This is a genomic window from Bradyrhizobium sp. AUGA SZCCT0169 (assembly GCF_018130085.1).
GTDB lineage: Bacteria > Pseudomonadota > Alphaproteobacteria > Rhizobiales > Xanthobacteraceae > Bradyrhizobium.
On the sequence record NZ_JAFCMC010000008.1, the window covers coordinates 24,250 to 44,193 of the forward strand.

Consider the following 19,944-nt stretch of genomic DNA (forward strand, 5'->3'; position numbering starts at 1 on the left):
TGACAAGTGTATTATGCGATGACGACTGAGCGCGACGGCTCAATAATCCTTCAGCAGCCGCTCGATGTAATCGAGTTCGATCTGCGGGCGGGCCGGATCGGCGAGGCGCCGGCGCAGTTCTTCCAGAATGCGGCGCACGCGCTGTACGTCGATCTCGCCGGGGATCTTCACTGAATAATCGTCGTTGAACTCGTTGTTGCGCATCGGCCGCCCGAGCGGATCGGTATTCCTTTGCGCGCCCTGCTGCCGGCCGTTCGGATTGCCCGGGCCGTCGCCCGGCTGGTCGCCATCGCCCTGCTGCATCGCCTCGGCGAGACTCTGCGCGCCCTTGCGCAGCGCATCCAGCGCGCGGCCTTGCGAATCCACCGCGCCATCGGCGTTGCCTTCGCCGAGCCGGCCTGAGGCGTCACCCATCGCGCCATCGGCCTGCTCCAGCCCGTCCTCGCCGTCGCCTTGGTCGCCGCCCGGCTGGCCTTGCTGACCCTGCTGACCTTTTTCGCCGCGCTGGCCCTTCTCGCCGCGCTGACCCGGACCCATGCCGCGCTTGGCGAGTTCTTCCTGCAATTTCTTCAAGCGGTCGCGCAGGCCCTGCTGGTCCTGCTGCAGGTCGCCCATGCTCTGCTCGCCCTGCTTGCCGCGCATGCGATCGCGCCGCGAATCCTGGCCCTGCTTGTAGGTCTTGTCGCGCAATTGCTGCTGCTTGCGGATCATGTCGCCGAGCTCGTTCAGCGCCTGCTCCATGTCGCCGTCGCCGGACTGGCCGGGCTGCGCCATCTGCAGGTTTTCCAGCATCTGCTGCAGCTGTTCCAGCAATTGCTTTGCCGCATCCTTGTCGCCGGAGCGTGACAGCCGCTCCATCCGGTCGAGCATGCTCTTGAGATCCTGCTGGCTCAGCATCTTGGTATTGGGATCGAGCGGCCGCGCCAGTTGCTGCGGATTGTTCTTGAGCTGTTCGGCGAGCTGGCGCAGGAAATTATCCAGCGCGGCGCGCAGATTGTCGGTGAGCTTCTTGATCTCCTCGTCGCTGGCCCCGCGCTCCAGCGCCTGCTTCAGCGCCTCCTGCGCCGCGCGCAACGCCTTGTCGACATCGGTGATGTTGCCGTCCTCGATCGTGACCGCGAGCGACCACAGGCTCGCCACCACCTCTCGCATGGCGTCGTCGGTGCGCGCCGCCTCGAGCTGGCGCGAGACGCTGTAGAGGCCGAGATAATGGCCGGCCTGCGGCGTAAACAGTTCCGGCGCGATCATCAGCGCGGCAAGCGCGGCATAGACCTGGCCATTCTGGTTGGCGTCGAGCGCCAGGATACGGCGCTGCTCGATCAGCGCGCGCGCTAAGGGCTTGGTGAACAGCCGCTCCGGCAGCCGCATGTTGAACGGCTCGCTGCGGCCTTCATTGCCGGCCTCGTCCTTGGCCGTCAGCGTCAGCGTGACGTCGGCACCGGCATAGGGATCCTCGCTGAGATCCTTGACGGTCTGGCCGACACCATTGCGGGTCCGCGCGTTCGGCAGGGCCAGCGGAAACTGCGGCGCCGGGAACAACGGCCGCGCCTCGGCCGTTTTTTCGGCAGTCTTCTCGGCGGCCTTGTCTCCGCCTTTGGCGCCCCTTGCCGCTTCCTTGCCGATTTCTTTGACTGCTTCCTTGCCGGGATCGGCGGGCCGGACCGCGAACGAGGCGCGCGCTTCGGTAACGCCGTAATCATCCTCGAGCTTGTAGGACATCTGCAGCGAGCCGCGGGCCTGGCGCTCGGGATCCTTCGCCAGCGAAATGGTCGGGGTACGGTCGGGCGTCGCGGCGAACCGCCATTGCGGCGGGCCGGCCGGTGCGCGGACATGGGCTGTGCCGTCGCCGGCGATCTTGAAATGGCGCTCGTTGGTGCCCTTCGGCGCCTGTTCGCTGGGCGCGACTTCCGTGACGCCGCCGCCCACCACGACATCGATCGAACCGCCGCTGGAGCGCACCAGCAGCGTACTGCCGGCCGGAACCGCCAGCGGCCCGCTATTGGGTCCAGCGTCCTTGTTCGCGGCGGACAGAATGATCGGCGGCTTGCTGGTGTAGACCGGCGGTGTCACCCAGGCATCGACCCGGACATTGGCCGGCGCCAGCACGCCGTTCCAGTCGAACGCCGCGGCGATGCGCATCGCGCGTTCGTCACCGGCGGCAAAATAGGCCGCCACCGCCATTACCATGACCAGCGCACGTAGCGCCCAGGGATCGTGGATCGGCAGCCGCGGCGACGGCAGGCCGGCGCGGATCCGCTTGATCGAGGCCAGCGTCCGCTCGCGCTGCTCGTTCCAGAGGGCCAGCGCGATCGGATCCTTGCTGGCCAGCGTGTCGGTGAGCGCGGTCGCCGGGCGATGGCGAATGCCGGTGCCGCGGTCGAGCCGGCCCAGGCTCTCTTCACGGGTCGGCCAGCGATAGCGCAAGATCGGGTACAACGCGCCGAGCGCCAGGCCTGCGAACAAGGCGATGCCGACGACACGGGCGACAAAGGGCAGCGCCAGCCACAATCCGGCCCAGGACGCCACCAGAAACAGTCCGACGACGGTCAACAGCCGGGCCAGAATCGGCCACCCGCGCTCCCACGCGATCGCATACTGGGCCCGCTGCAGGGCCTGCGTCAGTTGAAGCCGCGCCACCGCATCAGGCTCGCGCGCTGGCTCCGTGGGGTCAGGGTTGGCGCCGTTCAATAAACTCTCCGGGTTGCCGACAAATCAGCCTAGCACAGCGGCGGCAATGAGGCACCCGTTTCCAGGGCCAACCCACCCGGAAATACGCATAACACGAAGGCGTGACTGCAGGGCTTCGACCCCCTAACGTCCGCCCGAACCCGCAAAATACCGCAAGAATGCCGGAGGAAACGTCATGGACAAGAAGACCTACGACAAGGGCCTGGAAGTGCGCAAAGCCGTGCTCGGCGAGGCCTATGTCGACAACGCCCTGAAGAACGTCGACGATTTCAACCGCCCGTTCCAGGAACTGCTCACCGAATATTGCTGGGGCGCGGTGTGGGGCCGCGAGGAACTGCCGCGCAAGACCCGAAGCATGCTCAACCTCGCCATGATCTCGATCCTGAACCGGCCGCATGAGTTGCGCACCCACATCAAGGGCGCGCTGACCAACGGCGTGACCAAAGACGAGATCCGCGAAATCTTCATGCAGGTCGCGATCTATGCCGGCGCGCCCGCCGGCGTCGACAGCTTTCGCATCGCGCGCGAAGTGTTCGCGGAAATGGACAAGGGTTGAAGTCTCATGGTGAGGAGGCGCGCTTGCGCCGTCTCGAACCATGAGGCCCGAAAGATTAATCAACAAACTCATCCTTCGAGACGCGCGAAGACGCGCTCCTCAGGATGAGGAGCGTCTCCAGAAACTCAGGAAAACAACACCATGGAAATCGGATTCATCGGCCTCGGCAAGATGGGCTTCCCGATGGCGCGCCGCCTGATCGAGGCAGGCCACCAGCTCACCGTGTTCGATACGCGGACGGAAGCCACCGACAAGCTTGTGGCGCTCGGCGCGCAAGTGGCGTCATCGCCAAAGGATATCGCCGATCGCTGCGAAACGGTGCTGGCGAGCCTGCCGTCACTGCAGGCCTCGCTCGACGTCGCAACCGGCACCGGCGGCGTGATCGAAGGCAAACGCGTCAAACGCTTCGTCGACCTCTCCACCGTCGGCTCGCAAATGGCAACGCGGATCCACGGCCTCCTGGCCGCGAAGAACATCGTGCAGATAGACTCCCCCGTCAGCGGCGGCGTCGGCGGTGCCGAAAAGGGCACGCTCGCCGTGATGGTGTCGGGCCCGCGCGCCGATTGCGACATGTTGAAGCCCGCGCTCGGTGTCATCGGCAAGGTGTTCTTCATTGGCGAGAAACCGGGTTCCGCTCAGACCATGAAGCTCGCCAATAATTTCCTGTCAGCCACCGCGATGGTGGCGACGTCGGAAGCGGTGGTGATGGGCGTCAAATCGGGTCTTGATCCGGCCGTGATGGTCGACGTGATCAACGCCGGCTCGGGGCTCAACACCGCAAGCCGCGACAAGTTTCCGCGTGCGGTATTGCCGCGGACGTTCGACTTCGGCTTCGCCACCGGACTGATGGTGAAAGACGTGCGGCTCGCGCTGGACGAGATGAAGTCGCTGGGGCTGTCGATGGAAGTCGCCGAAGCGGTCGGGCGCCTGTGGGAAGTCGTGATCCGCGATCAGGGCGCGGAGTCGGATTTCACCGAGGCGATCAAGCCGATCGAAAAGGCCGCGGGTGTGATCGTCGGCGGCGCAAAGGGCGGCAGCCACGCCGCGAAGTGAGGCATCGCGTGGGATAGGTGGAGCGACCTGCTCCACCCACCTACGCGCCCGATCCGCTCAATAGCCCTGGCGGTAACGCCGGCCGCCTTCCGGCCGACCGCCGTAATACGGATTCTCGATGCACTGGGCAGGAAGGCCCAGTGCCGTCGCGTTGCACTGCTCCAGCGAGGTGTAGGCGCACTCAATGCGTTCACCACCGAAAGTCTGGATCTGCTTGATGCAGACTGGATACCTCGGATTATAGGTCTGGGCGCGCGCCGGCGACGTCGCCGAAACCGCCGCCATCGTCAAGACAGCCAAAGCCAGAATGCGCATCGGAATCTCCTTTGAAATCGGCACAGTGTCAGCGCGCGCTGACAGATATGCCTTGGGTTACAGCCACGGCGCCTGCCGGTCCATCGCGATCAGTTCGTCGACTTCGATACGCGGACGCACCACCGCGAATTGATCGTCCTTGACCAGCACTTCCGGCACCAGCGCGCGGGTGTTGTAATAGCCTGACTGCACCGCGCCATAGGCGCCGGCGGTCATGATCGCCAGGAGATCGCCGGCCTTGGGCTCGGGGATCTGGCGGTCGAGTGCCAAATAATCACCGGTTTCGCAGACCGGCCCGACCACATCGGCGGTAATCGTCGGCGTGCCTGGCATAGCTTCGCGGACCGGCAGGATGTCGTGATGGGCCTCATACAGCGTGGGGCGGATCAGATCGTTCATCGCGGCATCGATGACGACGAAATTCTTGGCGTCACCCGGCTTCACATAGATCACGCGCGCAACGAGGATGCCGGCATTGCCGACGATCATCCGGCCCGGCTCGAACATCAGCGTGCAGCCGAGATTATGCGTCACCCGCTTGACCATCGCGGCATAGGCTGACGGCAGCGGCGGCGCTTCGCGGTCCATGTGATAGGGAATGCCGAGCCCGCCGCCGAAATCGATATGCGAGATGTTGTGGCCGTCGGCGCGCAAGGTCCGCACGAAGTCGGAGAGAATCCGGAACGCGGTCTCCATGCGGCTCAGATCCGTGATCTGGCTGCCGATATGCATGTCGGTGCCCGTGACCTCGATCCCGGGCAGCCGTGCGGCACGGGCATAGACCTCGCGGGCGCGCGCAATCGGCACGCCGAACTTGTTCTCGGATTTCCCGGTGGCGATCTTGGCGTGGGTGCCGGCATCGACGTCGGGATTGACGCGCACCGAAATCCGCGCGGTCCGGCCCATTTCGACCGCGAGCCGCGACAACAGTTCCAGTTCAGGCTCCGACTCGACGTTGATGCAGAGGATATCCGCCGCCAGTGCCGCGCGAAGTTCCGCCTCGGTCTTGCCGACGCCGGAAAACAGGATCTTGTTTGCGGGTATTCCCGCCGCCAGCGCCCGCTTCAACTCGCCGCCGGAAACCACGTCGGCGCCGGCGCCGAGTTTCGCCAGCGTGCGCAGCACCGACTGGTTGGAATTGGCCTTCATGGCGTAGCAGACCAGCGTCTTCTCGCCGGCGAAGGCCTCGGCGAACACCCGGTAGTGGCGCTCCAGCGTCGCGGTCGAATAGCAATAGAACGGCGTGCCCACGGCATCCGCGAGATCGGAAAGATTGACCGCCTCGGCGTGAAGCACGCCGTTGCGATAGTCGAAGTGATTCATGGTGCGCTCAATTACCCAGCAGCGGGTCGAGTATGAACGGTTTCTTTTTGCCCCTGGCCGCCTCCGGCTGGGCGTCGGACCCGAAGCCCGGATTGTATACGCCCGGCTGGGCCGCGCGCTCGGCCTCCGAATCGGTGGCCGCGGATTGCGCCGACGCATTCGAGGCGTTCGGCGGCAGATCGAGGCCGCCCTTGCGGCCGCAGCCGCCGAGCGCAAGCGCGCTCACGCTCAGCAGGATGATGGCCCATCCCGACGATGTCGGCCGGTAGTTACGTGTCACGACGAAAATCCCCAATACGCGCCGCACCATACAAAGATTGCCTTGCGATGGCGAGGCCCGACGCCCCCATGAAACCCAAGAAAAACCCAAGAAATTGCAGCGAAATTCTTGGCCTCAGCCCAATTTTCGCTCTTTTTCCAACCGCTTCAGCCAGGACTTGGCCTGAGCCGCCACATTCTTCGGCGCGGTGCCGCCATAGCTGGTGCGGCTCTTGACCGACGCTTCCACCGACAGCACGCGCAGCGCCTCGGCCGTAATCTTCGGCTCGACCTCCTGCATCGCCTGCAGCGGCAGTTCGTGCAGCGCCACGCCCTGTTTCGAGGCAAGCCCGACGATGCGTCCGGTGACGTGATGGGCGTCGCGGAACGGCATTTTCAGCGTCCGCACCAGCCAGTCGGCAAGATCGGTGGCGGTGGCATAGCCCTCGCCCGCGGCCGCCTTCATCCTGCTCTCGTCCGGTACGAGGTCGGCAACCATGCCGGTCATCGCCCGGATCGCCAGCGAGAGGGCTGCGAACGCTTCCATCGCGCCCTGCTTGTCCTCCTGCATGTCCTTTTGATAGGCGAGCGGCAGCCCCTTCATCACGATCAGGAGCGCCGTCAGCGCCCCGATCACCCGCCCGGTCTTGGCGCGCACCAGTTCGGCCGCATCGGGGTTGCGCTTTTGCGGCATGATCGAGGATCCGGTGGTGAACTTGTCGCTCAGCCTGATGAGGCCGACCAGCGGCGAGGTCCAGATCACGATCTCCTCGGCGAAGCGCGACATATGCACCGCTGCGATCGACGCCGCCGACAGGGTTTCCAAAACGAAGTCGCGGTCCGATACCGCGTCCAACGAGTTGGCCATCGGCCGGTCGAAGCCGAGCGCCTTGGCGGTGGCGTGACGGTCGATCGGAAACGAGGTGCCGGCGAGCGCGGCCGCGCCCAGCGGCGATTCGTTCAACCGCTTGCGCGCATCCGCAAAGCGGCCGCGGTCGCGCGCGGCCATCTCGACATAGGCCAGGAGATGATGCCCGAGCGTCACGGGCTGGGCGGTCTGCAGATGGGTGAAGCCCGGCATGACCGTGCCGGCATGTTCCAGCGCCCGCTCCACCAGGACATATTGAAACGCGGCCAGCGCCGCATCTAGCTCATCGATGGTGTCGCGCACAAACAGACGAAAATCGGTCGCGACCTGGTCGTTGCGCGAACGCGCGGTGTGCAGCCGGCCGGCGGCGGGCCCGATCAGATCGGTCAACCGGCTCTCGACGTTCATATGGATGTCTTCGAGCGCGCGCTTGAAATCGAACGAGCCGTTTTCGATTTCTGACAGAATCGTGTCTAGACCTTTGCCGATATTTTTCGCATCACCGGCCGTGATAATGCCCTGCGCAGCGAGCATCGCGGCGTGGGCCTTGGACGCGGCGATGTCCTGGGAATACATGTGACGATCGACGTCGATGGAGACGTTGATTTCCTCCATGATCGCATCGGGACGCTCGGTGAACCGACCGCCCCACATCTTGTTGCTCATGACTTCTCGCTCACGACTTCTTATTCAGGTGCTGGCTATTCAGGTCTGGCATTTATCGTCGAAACCGGCGAAACGCCGTGCCGGTTTCGCCCGTAACGTGAGCACTGCATAGCCGTATCTGATACAGGATGACAAACGATATGCCCGAAACGCCCGCCCCTCGCCCGGCTGCCACGCGCCGGATCCCCATCGCCGTCGGCGCGGTCCTGATCGGGGCTGCGATCGGCTTTGCCGGGGTCTACGGGTTCGGCGGCTTCAAGCGCGGCGCGGGCGGCGATGCCGCCTGTGCAGGCGCGGTCGAGCTGGCGCGCAAGATCGGACCTCTGGCGCATGGCGAGGTCGCCGCGCTGACCATGGCCACCAGCCCGCTCCGGCTCCCTGACCTCGCGTTCGAGGATGCCGAGGGCAAGCCCCGAAAACTCTCCGACTGGCGCGGCAAGACCGTGCTGGTCAATCTGTGGGCCACCTGGTGCGTGCCCTGCCGGAAAGAGATGCCGGCGCTCGACAGCCTGCAGACCAAACTCGGCGGCAAGGATTTCGAGGTGGTCGCGATCAACATCGACACCCGCGACCCCGAAAAGCCCAAAAACTTCCTGAAAGAAGCCAATCTGACCAGACTGGCCTATTTCAGCGACGCGAAAGCCAAGGTTTTTCAAGACCTTAAGGGCATAGGCAAGGCGCTGGGGATGCCGACCTCTATTCTGGTCGACGGCCAGGGCTGCGAAATCGCCAATCTGGCCGGTCCCGCCGAATGGGCCAGCGACGACGCGATCAAGCTGATCAAGGCGGCTGTGAAGCCGGTGGCGGCGGGGTTTTAGCATCTAGGTCTCGTCATGCCCGGCTTGTGCCGGGCATCCACGTATTCCTCACGTCGCAACAAAGACGTGGATGGCCGGGCATAGGCGAGCGGAAGCGACGCCGTCCTTCGGACGGCTATGCCCGGCCATGACGAAAAGTGACCCGTTGGTAAAGTCTAGGCGATCGCGTTCAGATTGCCGCCGACGCCCGGCGCCAGGTTGGCCGTCGACGGGATGCCGAGCAGGGTCTGGACCGCGAATTTCTCGGCGTCGTTGTTCTGTTTGATGATCGAGGTCTGAATCTGCTGCTGCAGACCACCCGCCTGCATGGCGAGCATGCTCGACACCATAGCCATCATGTCCATACGCAAGACTCCCGAAACGCCGGGCGACCCTAGCGGAGGCTGGTTAACGAGAAATTGAGGCTAGCGCGTCGGCACCGGCTTGTCGCCGCGGTAGTCGTAGAAACCGCGCTGGGTCTTGCGGCCGAGCCAACCGGCCTCGACGTATTTCACCAACAGCGGGCACGGCCGGTATTTCGAATCCGCCAGCCCCTCATGCAGCACCTGCATGATCGACAGGCAGGTATCGAGACCAATGAAATCGGCCAGCTCCAGCGGGCCCATCGGATGGTGCGCGCCGAGCTTCATCGCCGCATCGATCGCTTCGACATTGCCGACGCCTTCATACAGCGTGTAGATCGCCTCGTTGATCATCGGCAGCAGGATGCGGTTGACGATGAAAGCCGGGAAATCCTCGGACACCGCAATCTGCTTGCCGACCTTGGTGACAAAGGCCTTGGCGGTATCGAAGGTCTCGTCATCGGTGGCGATGCCGCGGATCAGTTCGACCAGTTCCATCGCCGGCACCGGATTCATGAAATGAATACCGATGAATTTCTCGGGGCGGTCGGTCGAGGCGGCGAGCCGCGTGATCGAAATCGACGAGGAATTGGTGGCGACGATCGCCTCGGGTTTCAGCACCGCGCAGACGTCGTGGAAGATCTTGCGCTTGGTCTCTTCCTTTTCAACCGCGGTCTCGATGACGAGATCGCAGTCCGACAGGCCGTCGAGCGTCTCGCTTGTGGTGATGCGCTCAAGCGCCTGCTTGCGGGCGTCCTCGGTGATACCCTTCTTGGCGACCTGGCGCGACAAATGGCCGTTGATGGTCGCCATCGCCGATTTCAACCGGTCAGCGGACACGTCGTTGAGCACCACGTCGAGGCCGGCCAGCGCCGCCACATGGGCGATGCCATTGCCCATCTGGCCCGAGCCGATCACGCCGACCTTCTTGATTGTCACCGCCATCTTGTCATCCACCCGAACGGCACGCATCTCGCGCCAGTTCATCCCGTTAGGCCCCGGTCCGAACCGAGGCTTAAACCTGTTTTCGACGCGTTTTCTTCAAGCGAACCCGGTAGCCACTTCGCTTGAAAACGCTGTCCCTAGATTAACACCGGCCGGAGCTTACGCGTCCGGCCGCTGTTTGACTGCCGTTATTTTCCGAGCTTGCCGAGCGCCTCGGTCAATTCCGGAACCGCCTGGTACAAATCCGCAACCAGGCCGTAATCGGCAACCTGGAAAATCGGCGCGTCCTCATCCTTGTTGATCGCAACGATCACCTTGGAATCCTTCATGCCGGCGAGATGCTGGATCGCGCCGGAAATGCCGATCGCGACATAGAGCTCCGGCGCCACCACCTTGCCGGTCTGCCCGACCTGCCAGTCGTTCGGCGCATAGCCGGCATCGACGGCGGCGCGCGAGGCGCCGACGCCGGCGCCTAACTTGTCGGCGAGCGGCTCGATGTACTTGGCAAAGTTCTCGCGGCTCTGCATGGCACGGCCGCCGGAGACGATGATTTTTGCGGACGTCAGTTCGGGGCGGTCGCTTTTGGCCACTTCCTCACCGACGAAGGTGGAGAGGCCCGGATCGGCCGCGGAGGCGGCGTTCTCGATCGCAGCACTGCCGCCGTCGCCTGCCGCGGCGAAGGTCGAGGTCCGCACCGTGATGACCTTCTTGGCGTCCTTGGACTTCACGGTCTGGATCGCGTTGCCGGCATAGATCGGCCGCTCGAACGTATCCGGCGAGACCACCTTGATGATCTCGGACACCTGCATCACGTCGAGCAAGGCGGCGACGCGCGGCATCACGTTCTTGAAGCGCGAAGTCGCGGGCGCGACGAAGGCGTCGTAGGACGGCGCCAGCGCCACGATCAGCGCCGCCAGCGGCTCGGCGAGGTCGTGGGCATAGGCGTCACCCTCGGCAACCAGCACCTTGGTGACGCCGGCGAGCTTCGCCGCCGCCTCGGCCGCCGCCTTGGTGCCCTGGCCGCCACCGGCGACCAGCACGTGAACCTCGGCACCCAGCTGGGTGGCCGCGGTCAGCGCCTTGTTGGTGGAGTCCTTGAGGGCCTCGTGGTCGTGTTCGGCAATCAACAGCGTGGTCATCAGAGAACCCCGGCTTCGGTCTTGAGCTTCGAAATCAGTTCGGCGACGTCCTTGACCTTGACGCCTCCCTTGCGGCCCGGCGGTTCGGTAGTTTTCAGCACTTCGAGATGCGGCGTGAGATCGACGCCGTAGTCGGCCGCGCTCTTGTCGGCGATCGGCTTCTTCTTCGCCTTCATGATGTTGGGCAGCGAGGCGTAGCGCGGCTCGTTGAGGCGCAGATCGGTGGTGACGATGGCCGGTCCCTTCAGCTTCAGGGTCTGCAGGCCGCCGTCGACTTCGCGCGTCACCTTGAAATCGGAGCCGTCGACTTCGAGCTTGGAGGCAAAGGTCGCCTGCGACCAGCCGAGCAGTGCGGCCAGCATCTGGCCGGTCTGGTTCGAGTCGTCGTCGATCGCCTGCTTGCCGAGGATGACGAGGCCGGGCTTCTCTTCGTCGACAATGGCTTTGAGAATCTTGGCGACCGCCAGCGGTTCGACATTGCCTTCGGCCTTGACCAGGATGCCGCGGTCGGCGCCCATCGCAAGTCCAGTCCGGATCGTCTCGGAGGCCTGTGCGGGCCCGATCGATACCACCACCACTTCGGTCGCCTTGCCGGCTTCCTTCAGCCGCAGCGCTTCCTCGACGGCGATTTCGTCGAACGGATTCATCGACATCTTCACGTTGGCGAGTTCCACGCCCGTTCCGTCGCTCTTGACGCGGACCTTAACGTTGTAATCGACCACCCGTTTTACCGGCACAAGAACCTTCATCGATCCTCTTTCGCTTGAATTCTGGGGTTTGGTGAGCTCTCTATTAGCTTGGGCGCGGAACCTAAAGGTCCCGCTATCGGCGGTCAACGCGCGAAAGCCAAAAATCGCGCCCTTCAGACGACCACTTTAGCGGTTCTGGCCGGGCACCCACAACACGTCCCCGGCGCCATTATCGTTCATGGCGCGGCTGGCGACGAACAGGAAATCCGACAGCCGGTTCATATAGTGTACGGCAGGCTCGCTGACCGGCTCGTCCGGCCTGGCCGCCAGTTCCACCATGATCCGTTCCGCTCTGCGACATATGGTGCGGGCGAGATGCAGGTATGCCGCAGCGGGGGTGCCGCCGGGCAGCACAAAGGAGGTCAGGGGCGCCAGATGGGCGTTGACCGTATCGATATCGCGCTCGAGCCGTTCCACCTGGCTGGACAGCATGCGCAGCCGCTCCGCCTTGCCCTCGCGCTGGGGCACGGCGAGATCGGCGCCGAGATCGAACAGGTCGTTCTGGATCAGGCCCAGCATCGCATCGAGTTCGCGCGCCTGCGCCAGATGCAGCCGCGCCACGCCGATCGCGGCGTTGGTCTCGTCCACGGTTCCATAGGCGCTGATGCGCAGATCATATTTCGGGCGGCGTTCGCCGCTGCCGAGCGCGGTGGTGCCGTCATCGCCGGTCCGCGTGTAGATTCGATTAAGCACGACCATTGGCGGGTCCCTCCTGCTTGCCCTATTTGCCCATCGCCCAGACCACGGCCATCGTGATGACGATGGCGATGAATTGCAGCAACACCCGCAGCCGCATCAGATTCTGCGAGCGGCTGGGCGAGCCGCCCCGCATCATGTTGATGAGACCCAAAAACAGAACGATCGCAACGGCAGCGACCGCGATGGGCAGAACAATCGAACCAAAAAAGGATGCCATCGGCGCTACATAACACCGCGCCGGGCCGGCCGCTATACGTTCACAGACAGCCGCACAGATGCCTGATCGATCTGGCTCTTAGCCCAATAATAATATCAGATTCTTGTTTTGACGCGTTTTATTCACGCGAACCGGTCCCACTTCGCTTGAAAACGCTCTAGTATCTCGCATCGAACCGTCAATCGCCAGCCAGGGTGGCATGTGAGGCAGGTCAAGTACGTCTATCACGTCGTGGTGGATGCCTTTTACGAGTTCCTCGTCGACGATGGCTGGGCGATCGCCAGCCATATCGCGTTGTCGACGCTGATGGCGCTGTTTCCGTTCCTGATCGTGCTGACGTCGCTGGCCGGCTTTTTCGGCTCCAAGCAACTCGCCGACCAATCAGTCAGCCTATTGCTCCAGGTGTGGCCGCAACAGGTCGCCGACACGCTGTCAGGCGAAATCCACGACGTGCTGACCACGTCCCGCGGCGATATCTTGACCATCGGCGCGGTGCTGGCACTTTATTTCGCCTCGAACGGCGTCGAGGCGCTGCGCGTGGCGCTGAACCGCGCCTATTCCGTGATCGAGCCGCGCAGCTGGTACTGGCTGCGGCTGGAGTCGATCGGCTACACGCTGGTCGCCGCCTTCACGGCGCTGGCGATGGCGTTCCTGATCGTGCTGTTCCCCCTGATGCTGGAGGCGGCACGGCGCCACATTCCGTTTTTCGTCGAGACCAACGAACACTTCCTCAACATCACCCGCTACAGCATCACGATCGGCGCGCTGATCGTGGCGCTGTTCATCCTGCACGCCTGGCTGCCGGCGGGACGCAGGGGGTTTCTGCAGATCCTGCCGGGCATCATCTTCACCATGGTGGCGTCGCTGGTATCGGGCATCGTGTTCGGCCAGTATCTGGCGCGCTTCGCCAATAATTACGTGACGATGTATGCCGGCCTCGCATCGGTCATCATCGCGCTGGTGTTTTTGTATTTCCTCGCCGCGATCTTCGTCTATGGCGGCGAACTCAACGCGGCGATCATCAAGTCGCGGCTGCCGCGCGGCGTGTCGCTTCAAGCAGCGCAGTCGCTAGCGCACGTGGACTGACAGGCTTGATCAGGAAGGCGTCGGCCCCCGCAGCGCGCGAGGCCGCCTCGTCCTCGCCGCGCCCCGACACGCCGATGATGGCGATGCGGCCGAGCGGCGGATCGAGCGCCCGAATGCGCCGGATAGCCTCGATGCCGTCGATGCCCGGCAGCACCATGTCCATCAGCACCGCGTCGAAACTGCCCTGCGCGATCCGCTCCGGCGCGGCCTCGCCCTGGCCGATGAACTCGGTCTGGTGGCCGAGCTCGGTCAGGATGGCGTTCAGCACGACGCGGCCGAACGGATTGTCCTCGACGCTGAGCAGGCGCAAGGACCGCAGCGCCCCGGTCGACGGCTCGCCATCGGCCCCCGTCATGATCGTAATCGGGCCCTTGGCCGGCGACATCACGACGCTGAGCGTGAAGGTGGTGCCGCCGCCGCGCCGTTGCGTCACCACGATGTCGCCGCCCATGGCGCGCGCGAGTTGCTTGACCGACGACAGCCCAAGCCCGGTGCCGCCGAACTTTGAGGCGATCGAGACATTGGCCTGCGAGAACGGGCGGAACAGGCGCTTGATCTCGCTGAGCGTGAGGCCGATGCCGCTGTCGGAAACCGCAAAGGCGACGCCGATTTTACCCCTTGGAGCGCGCAGCGGCGACACGACAAGCGTGACGCTGCCCTGTTCGGTGAATTTCACCGCATTGTCGATCAGGTTCTCCAGCGCCGCCCGCAGCCGTACGGGATCGCCGACGGCGAATGCCGGCAGCTTTTCGGAAATCTCGACCGACGACTGCAGACCCTTCGCCGCCGCCCGCCCGGTCAGCGAATCGCCGGCGTTGCGCGCCAGCGTGCGCAGATCGAAGAAATCGTGGCGCACGGTGAGCCCGGGACCGCTGCTGCGCGCGGCATCGACGAACAAGGTCGCAAGGCTCGCCAGATGTTCCGCGCCGGCCTTGATGGTGTCGACCCAGCGCCGTTCGCGCTCGTCGAGGTCGGATGTCGCCAGGAGGTTGCTGATCGCCAGAATGCCGGTCAGCGGCGTGCGCACCTCGTGGGCAAAGGCCGCCAATGCCACTTCGACCACGCCGGGCCCGGCCTTAGCTTTCGGCGAACCGCGTTTCTTCGCGCCAACGCGCGATACGCGCTTCTTCTTCGGCTGCTTCCTGGTCAGCCGTGTTGTACGCCGTGAACGCGGTGATGCCGCCATGATCCCCTGACCCATCCTGGAACCAAGCATGGCATGCCACGGCAGCCGGAGTCACGATGGCCTTTGGGGCAACCCTCAGTAATTACGCAAGTCCTGCCAGACGGCGGATGTCGGCCGGCGTGGCGCCCTGCCCACGCAATTCGCGCAAGGCGGTGGCCTTGGTCGACTTCGACAGTTTCTGTCCGGCGTCGTCGAGGACCAGCCGGTGATGCCGGTAGGCCGGTTGCGGAATACCAAGCAGCGATTGCAGCAGCCGGTGCACGCTGGTCGACCAGAACAGGTCCTGGCCGCGCACCACGTCGGTGACGCCCTGCAAGGCATCGTCGATCACAACCGACAGATGATAGCTGGTCGGCGTCTCCTTACGCGCCAGGATGACGTCGCCCCAGGCTTCCGGTCGGGCGGCCACGAGCCCGGTTTCGCCGCCTGCGCCCTCGCCGTGCTCGACCCAGGCGAGATCGGGCGCCTGTGCCATGGCCGCCGCCATATCGAGCCGCAACGCGTAAGGCAGGCCCTGGTCGATCAATCGCCGCCGCGCCGGCGCGGAAAACGACTTCGCGGCGCCGGGATAGAGCGGCGCGCCATCGGGATCACGCGGCCAGGGCGCTCCGGCCTTCGCGGCGGATTCCCGTTCGGCGACCATGCGGGCGATTTCCGCGCGGCTTTCGAAGGCGGGATAGATCAGGCCTCGGCCTGACAGTTTTTCCACCGCTTCGCGAAAATCGGAAAGGTGTTCGGACTGCCGCCGCACCGGCGCTTCCCAGGACAGGCCGAGCCATTCGAGGTCTTCAAATATCGCAGCCTCGAATTCCGGCCGGCACCGCGTCGCGTCGATATCCTCGATGCGGAGCAGAAATCTTCCACCGCTCGCGCGCGCCAGCTCGAAATTCAACAGCGCCGAAAAAGCGTGGCCGAGATGGAGGTAGCCATTGGGGCTTGGCGCAAATCGGAACACAGGTGACGGCATTGATCTCTTTCGCGGGACATGATGGTTTTAACGGGCAATGACCATTCACCTCAACTCCCAGGCCGACCTCGAAGACGCGATTGCGGCCCTCGTCGTACAGGACAAGCGGCTCAAACCGATTCTCGAACTCACGGGCATGCCGGCGCTGCGCCAGCGCGAACCGGGCTTTGCCGGGCTGGCGCATATCGTGTGCGGTCAGCAATTGTCCACCGCGAGCGCCGGGGCGATCTGGGGACGCCTCACCGCCGCGTTCGATCCGTTCGATCCCGAGCCCATCCGCAAGGCCCGCGCCGAACGCCTCGGACGGCTCGGCCTTTCGGCCGCCAAGATCAAGACGCTGAAAAACATCGCGCGCGAACTGGCCGCCGAACGATTGAACCTCGAGGTACTGGCAGAAGAGGACGCCGACGCCGCACACCACACGTTGACCGCGCTGCATGGTATCGGCCCGTGGACCGCCGACGTCTATCTGCTGTTCTGCCTCGGCCATGGCGATGCCTGGCCGGCCGGCGACATCGCGATCCAGGAGGCGATCAAGGTCGGGCTCGGCCTGAAGGCGCGTCCGACCGCCAAGCAGATGGCGCCGCTGGCGGAGCCGTGGCGCCCCATGCGCGGTGCCGCAGCGCATCTTTGGTGGAGCTACTATCGCGTCGTGAAGAATCGCGAGGGCGTGATCGCGAAGTAGACATTGTCTCGGAGGCATGGATCCCGGATCAGCAGCGCACCGCTTCGCGCTGCGCAGCATCCGGGGAACGCAGACCGAGACAAGTCAGCCCCGCAGCCTGACCCGATCCTCGCGCGCGCATGCCGTGACGAAGTCGATCACCGCGCGCACCGCGGGGAGTTCGACCAGATCCGGATGCGCCAGCAGCCAGAGATCGGCCACGCTGACGAGTTTTTGCGGCGCGACCCGCACCAGATCGGGGTCGCTGGCGGCGACGAAGCAGGACAGCGCCGAGATTCCGAGGCCGGCCTTCGCCGCGGCCAGCATGTCGCCCTGCGACGAACAGCGCAGCACCACCGATCCCTGGCGGGTGATGAGATCGCTCCAGCGCGCCAAGCGTTCGTTCGAGGCCCGGTCGGCAAAGCCGATCACGCTGTGCCCCTTCCATTCGTCGCGCCGCTCCGGCAAACGACGCCGCGCCGCATAGGCGCGCGAAGCGTAAAAGCCGGTGCCGAGCCGGCCGATCCGGCGGCCGATCAAATTCTCCTCGCCACTGTCCACCGGACGCAGCACGACATCAGCCTCGCGGCGGCGCACGCTGGCCGGAAACGGATGGGTGATGATCTCGATCTGGATGTGGTCGTGCGCGCGCAGGAACGGACCCAGCCGCGGCATCAGCCAGTGCGAGGCAAAGGTCGCTCCGATCGAGAGCTTGACCACGCCGCGGGCGTCCGCACCGGTCGCGGAGACCGCGGCCTCGGCGCGCAGCGCCGCCGCCGCCATGGCGTCGACATGCTCACGGAATTTGCGGCCCTGCGCGGTCAGCGACAGGCCTTCGTTGGAGCGCGCGAACAGGGGTATGCCGAGCTGGCCTTCCAGTTCGGCGATCTTGCGGCCGACCGTCGGATGGCTGGAGCGGAGCTGGCGCGCGGCCGCGGCGAAGCTGCCGGTTTCGGCCACCGCGACGAAGGTCTTGCACAGGTCCCAGTCCATTGGCGATCAGGCCCGTATGTTCATTATTGAATAGTCAGCTGTTCAATATTGAACGTCGGAGACGACCCGTCCAGCCCTATAATGCAGCGCATAAGCAAGCCGGCTGGAGCGGAACCGCTCGCCGGCACGAAACCCAGAGGGAGGATTGAATGCCGTTGCCCGCGTCGCTTGCCAATTCGCTTGAACTGCCCGTGGTCGGCTCGCCGCTCTTCATCGTGTCCGGGCCGGAACTCGTGATCGCCCAGTGCAAGGCCGGCATCGTCGGATCGTTTCCGGCGCTGAACGCGCGGCCGGTCGAAAAACTCGACGAATGGCTGAGCCGGATCAAGAATGAACTCGGCGAGTACAAGGCGCTGCACCCCACGAAGAAGGTCGCGCCCTATGCGGTCAACCAGATCTGCCACGCTTCCAACGACCGGCTGATGAAGGACATGGAAACCTGCGTCAAGCACCAGGTTCCGATCATCATCACCTCGCTGCGGCCGCCGCTGGAGATCGTCGAAGCCGCGCATTCCTATGGCGGCGTCGTGTTCCACGACGTGATCAACGTCAAGCATGCACGCAAGGCCGCCGAACAGGGCGTCGACGGGCTCATTCTGGTCTGCGCCGGCGCCGGCGGGCATGCCGGCACGCTGTCGCCGTTCGCGCTGCTGCGCGAGGTCAAGCAATGGTTCAAGGGCACCATCCTGCTGTCGGGTGCGATCTCCGACGGCTGGAGCATTGCCTCCGCGCTCGCGCTCGGCGCCGACCTCGCCTACATGGGGACGCGCTTCATCGCCACCGAAGAGGCGAATGCCGACCTCGCCTACAAGAAGGCGCTGACCGAGCACGCCGCCCATGACATCGTCTATTCGAACCTGTTCACCGGCGTGCACGGCAATTATCTCGGCCCGTCGATCGTGGCCGCGGGCCTCGATCCCGACAATTTGCCGGTCGCTGACAAGACCAAGATGAATTTCGGCTCCGGCGGCAACACCAAGTCCAAGGCATGGCGCGACATCTGGGGCTCGGGCCAGGGCATCGGCCAGATCAATGATGCACCGCCGGTCGCCGAACTCGTAACGCGCCTGAAAGCCGAATTCGACGACGCCGGCAGCGACTTTCTCAGGCGAGCGCGCGCTTAGGCGGCGCACTCTCGGCTTCGACAACAAATGAAAACAGAGAGATGGGAACGATGAGCGTGTCACGCACTGCATTGAGCATGGTGTTCGCATTGATGGCGACCGCAGCCGTCGCCGCCGATGACAAGGGCGAAATCCGCATCGGCCAGACGCTGCCCTATAGCGGGCCGGTGTCCGGCTTCGGCACCATCGGCCGGGCGCAAGAGGCCTATTTCGACAAGGTCAACGCGGACGGCGGCATCAACGGCCGCAAGGTCAAGTTCATCACTCTCGACGATGCCTACTCGCCGCCCAAGACCGTCGAGCAGACCCGAAAGCTGGTCGAGCAGGAAGAAGTGCTTGTCATGTTCGGCTCGCTGGGCACCGCAACCAACAACGCCGTGCACCGCTACCTTAACAACAAGAAGGTTCCGCAGCTGTTCGTGCTGAGCGGCGCCACCAAGTGGGCCGACCCGAAGCATTACCCATGGACCATGCCGGGCATGGCGACCTATCAGTCCGAGGGCGTCGTCTATGCCAAGTACATCTTGCAGACCAAGCCGGACGCGAAGATCGCCATCCTGGCGCAAAACGATGATTTCGGCCGCGACTATGTCGCCGGCTTCAAGCGCGCGCTGGGAGACAAGGCCGCGACCATGATCGTCTCCGAGGCGAGCTATGAGACCAGCGCGCCGACCATCGCTTCGCAGCTTGCGACGCTGAAAGCCTCCGGCGCCAATGTGATGTTCGGCGTCGTGCTCGGGAAGTTCACCTCGCAGATGATCAAGGGCGTTGCCGAACTGAACTGGAAGCCGGACCTGTTGTTCGTGCCGACATCGGCGTCATCGATCTCGTTCCTGGAGCCCGGCGGACTGGAAAACGCGGTCGGGCTGATTTCGTCGAGCAACCAGAAGGACACGATGGACGCGCAATGGGCCAATGATGCCGGCGTGAAGGAGTATTTCGCGTTCATGAAGAAGTATCTGCCCAATGCCGACCTGAACAATTCGAATTACGCGGCGAGCTATCATTATGCCAACCTGATGACGAAGGTGCTGACGGCCTGCAAGGACGATCTCAGCCGGGAGAATATCATGCGGCAGGCCGCTTCGCTGCGCCAGGTTTCGCTGCCGCTGCTGTTGCCTGATATAACGGTGTCGACCGATGCCGAGGATTATCTGCCGTTCCAGCAATTGCGGCTGCGGCGCTTCGACGGCAAGAGCTGGGTCGGTTTCGGTGAAATCCTGGACGACCGATAAGGGAGTGTGGTGAGTACGAACCAAATCGGCAGACGTCATCCCCGCGTAACGGCT

The 19,944-nt window shown here is 64.3% G+C and carries 21 protein-coding genes; 7 read left to right on the forward strand and 14 right to left on the reverse strand.

The window, feature by feature from the left end; translation table 11 throughout:
• Positions 1-39: 39 nt before the first annotated feature.
• Positions 40-2,688, reverse strand: a complete 2,649-nt coding sequence (locus JQ609_RS11970; RefSeq protein ID WP_212273573.1) for a TIGR02302 family protein — start codon at positions 2,686-2,688, stop codon at positions 40-42.
• A gap of 175 nt (positions 2,689-2,863) precedes the next feature.
• Here JQ609_RS11970 and JQ609_RS11975 point away from each other — a divergent pair, with 175 nt between their 5' ends.
• Together JQ609_RS11975 and JQ609_RS11980 are read left to right on the forward strand one after the other, a co-directional pair.
• The gene (locus JQ609_RS11975; RefSeq protein WP_192738307.1) at positions 2,864-3,244 is read left to right on the forward strand and encodes a carboxymuconolactone decarboxylase family protein; all 381 of its coding nucleotides are present in this window, start codon (positions 2,864-2,866) and stop codon (positions 3,242-3,244) included.
• Between the two features lie 141 nt (positions 3,245-3,385).
• The gene (locus JQ609_RS11980; protein ID WP_212213539.1) at positions 3,386-4,297 is read left to right on the forward strand and encodes an NAD(P)-dependent oxidoreductase; all 912 of its coding nucleotides are present in this window, start codon (positions 3,386-3,388) and stop codon (positions 4,295-4,297) included.
• A gap of 57 nt (positions 4,298-4,354) precedes the next feature.
• Here JQ609_RS11980 and JQ609_RS11985 read toward each other — a convergent pair whose 3' ends face one another.
• The 4 genes from JQ609_RS11985 to argH form a co-directional block, all read right to left on the reverse strand.
• A complete protein-coding gene (locus JQ609_RS11985) occupies positions 4,355-4,612 on the reverse strand; it encodes a DUF3551 domain-containing protein (RefSeq protein ID WP_212213537.1) in 258 nt (85 codons plus the stop codon).
• Positions 4,613-4,669: 57 nt separating this feature from the next.
• A complete protein-coding gene (gene lysA / locus JQ609_RS11990; protein WP_212273574.1) occupies positions 4,670-5,935 on the reverse strand; it encodes a diaminopimelate decarboxylase in 1,266 nt (421 codons plus the stop codon).
• Positions 5,936-5,942: 7 nt separating this feature from the next.
• Positions 5,943-6,215 carry an LPS translocon maturation chaperone LptM gene (gene lptM / locus JQ609_RS11995; protein ID WP_192738311.1) on the reverse strand — a complete coding sequence of 91 codons (273 nt, stop codon included), beginning with the start codon at positions 6,213-6,215 and terminating at the stop codon, positions 5,943-5,945.
• Positions 6,216-6,329: 114 nt separating this feature from the next.
• Positions 6,330-7,727, reverse strand: coding sequence for an argininosuccinate lyase (gene argH / locus JQ609_RS12000; RefSeq protein ID WP_212273575.1), 1,398 nt, complete (start codon positions 7,725-7,727; stop codon positions 6,330-6,332).
• 128 nt (positions 7,728-7,855) lie between these two features.
• Here argH and tlpA point away from each other — a divergent pair, with 128 nt between their 5' ends.
• Positions 7,856-8,545 carry a thiol:disulfide interchange protein TlpA gene (tlpA, locus tag JQ609_RS12005; protein WP_409411173.1) on the forward strand — a complete coding sequence of 230 codons (690 nt, stop codon included), beginning with the start codon at positions 7,856-7,858 and terminating at the stop codon, positions 8,543-8,545.
• A 155-nt stretch (positions 8,546-8,700) separates the two neighbouring features.
• Here the strand turns inward: tlpA and JQ609_RS12010 are convergent, their stop codons facing one another.
• The 6 genes from JQ609_RS12010 to JQ609_RS12035 form a co-directional block, all read right to left on the reverse strand.
• Positions 8,701-8,889, reverse strand: a complete 189-nt coding sequence (locus JQ609_RS12010) for a hypothetical protein (RefSeq protein ID WP_212273577.1) — start codon at positions 8,887-8,889, stop codon at positions 8,701-8,703.
• 60 nt (positions 8,890-8,949) lie between these two features.
• Positions 8,950-9,831, reverse strand: a complete 882-nt coding sequence (locus JQ609_RS12015; protein WP_212213525.1) for a 3-hydroxybutyryl-CoA dehydrogenase — start codon at positions 9,829-9,831, stop codon at positions 8,950-8,952.
• A 188-nt stretch (positions 9,832-10,019) separates the two neighbouring features.
• Positions 10,020-10,970, reverse strand: coding sequence for an electron transfer flavoprotein subunit alpha/FixB family protein (locus tag JQ609_RS12020; RefSeq protein ID WP_212033032.1), 951 nt, complete (start codon positions 10,968-10,970; stop codon positions 10,020-10,022).
• Positions 10,970-11,719, reverse strand: a complete 750-nt coding sequence (locus JQ609_RS12025) for an electron transfer flavoprotein subunit beta/FixA family protein (protein WP_209840907.1) — start codon at positions 11,717-11,719, stop codon at positions 10,970-10,972. Before JQ609_RS12025 ends, JQ609_RS12020 begins: the two co-directional genes overlap by 1 nt.
• Before the next feature lie 126 nt (positions 11,720-11,845).
• Entirely contained in the window at positions 11,846-12,418 is a 573-nt protein-coding gene (locus JQ609_RS12030; protein ID WP_212273578.1) for a cob(I)yrinic acid a,c-diamide adenosyltransferase, read from the reverse strand.
• A gap of 22 nt (positions 12,419-12,440) precedes the next feature.
• Complete coding sequence (locus JQ609_RS12035; RefSeq protein ID WP_212213505.1) at positions 12,441-12,635, reverse strand: twin transmembrane helix small protein; 195 nt, start codon at positions 12,633-12,635, stop codon at positions 12,441-12,443.
• A gap of 201 nt (positions 12,636-12,836) precedes the next feature.
• Between JQ609_RS12035 and JQ609_RS12040 the strand changes: the two genes are divergently transcribed.
• Positions 12,837-13,721, forward strand: coding sequence for a YihY/virulence factor BrkB family protein (locus JQ609_RS12040; protein ID WP_212213503.1), 885 nt, complete (start codon positions 12,837-12,839; stop codon positions 13,719-13,721).
• Here the strand turns inward: JQ609_RS12040 and JQ609_RS12045 are convergent.
• A complete protein-coding gene (locus tag JQ609_RS12045; RefSeq protein WP_212273579.1) occupies positions 13,657-14,907 on the reverse strand; it encodes an ATP-binding protein in 1,251 nt (416 codons plus the stop codon). The two genes, JQ609_RS12040 and JQ609_RS12045, sit on opposite strands and share 65 nt — an antisense overlap.
• Before the next feature lie 82 nt (positions 14,908-14,989).
• Entirely contained in the window at positions 14,990-15,874 is an 885-nt protein-coding gene (gluQRS, locus tag JQ609_RS12050; RefSeq protein WP_212273580.1) for a tRNA glutamyl-Q(34) synthetase GluQRS, read from the reverse strand.
• Positions 15,875-15,911: 37 nt separating this feature from the next.
• Here gluQRS and JQ609_RS12055 point away from each other — a divergent pair, with 37 nt between their 5' ends.
• A complete protein-coding gene (locus tag JQ609_RS12055; protein ID WP_212273581.1) occupies positions 15,912-16,559 on the forward strand; it encodes a DNA-3-methyladenine glycosylase in 648 nt (215 codons plus the stop codon).
• A gap of 84 nt (positions 16,560-16,643) precedes the next feature.
• On the opposite strand, the gene JQ609_RS12060 is transcribed toward JQ609_RS12055, so the two are convergent.
• Complete coding sequence (locus JQ609_RS12060) at positions 16,644-17,531, reverse strand: LysR family transcriptional regulator (protein WP_212273582.1); 888 nt, start codon at positions 17,529-17,531, stop codon at positions 16,644-16,646.
• A gap of 149 nt (positions 17,532-17,680) precedes the next feature.
• Here JQ609_RS12060 and JQ609_RS12065 point away from each other — a divergent pair, with 149 nt between their 5' ends.
• Entirely contained in the window at positions 17,681-18,655 is a 975-nt protein-coding gene (locus tag JQ609_RS12065; RefSeq protein WP_212273583.1) for a nitronate monooxygenase family protein, read from the forward strand.
• 77 nt (positions 18,656-18,732) lie between these two features.
• Positions 18,733-19,890, forward strand: a complete 1,158-nt coding sequence (locus JQ609_RS12070) for an ABC transporter substrate-binding protein (RefSeq protein ID WP_249127917.1) — start codon at positions 18,733-18,735, stop codon at positions 19,888-19,890.
• The last annotated feature ends 54 nt before the right edge of the window (positions 19,891-19,944 follow it).